Source organism: Xanthobacter autotrophicus (assembly GCF_030015065.1).
GTDB lineage: Bacteria > Pseudomonadota > Alphaproteobacteria > Rhizobiales > Xanthobacteraceae > Xanthobacter > Xanthobacter autotrophicus_D.
Map to the genome: position 1 here is coordinate 1 of NZ_JAIVFN010000496.1, position 412 is coordinate 412.

Annotated in this window: 1 protein-coding gene; it reads left to right on the plus strand. The window is 64.8% G+C overall.

Translation table 11 applies throughout. The features are described from left to right. Positions 1–304 (plus strand): nucleotidyltransferase family protein (locus K9U40_RS24200; RefSeq protein WP_282892588.1); only part of this gene is annotated, 304 nt, incomplete at its 5' end. Positions 305–412 lie beyond the last annotated feature (108 nt).

Below are 412 nucleotides of genomic sequence, written 5' to 3' on the forward strand. Positions count from 1 at the left end.
TTGCTGGATGGACAGTCAGGCCGCCATTGCGATCTTGCGCGCCAACGAGGCCGCGTTGCGAAGCCGCGGCGTTCGACATGCTGCCCTGTTCGGCTCGATCGCCCGGGGGAAGGGGCATTCGGGAAGCGATCCCGATGTGATGATCGATATCGACACCGAGGTCGTCCGTGACGTGTACGACTATGTCGGTGTCACCGGGTTCATCGCCGACCTGTTTCCGATCCGCGTCGATGTCGCCAACCGCGACGGCCTGAAAGATCGGATCCGGGAGCGGGCCGAGCGCGATGCCCTTGTCGCCTTCTGAGCGCGACCGCGCCGCCTGCTCAGCTATCGTCGCCAACGCGCAGCGGGCCGTCGCCTTCGTGGCTGGGTTCATGTTTCCGACGTTCGCGGCTGACGAGCGGACTTACTA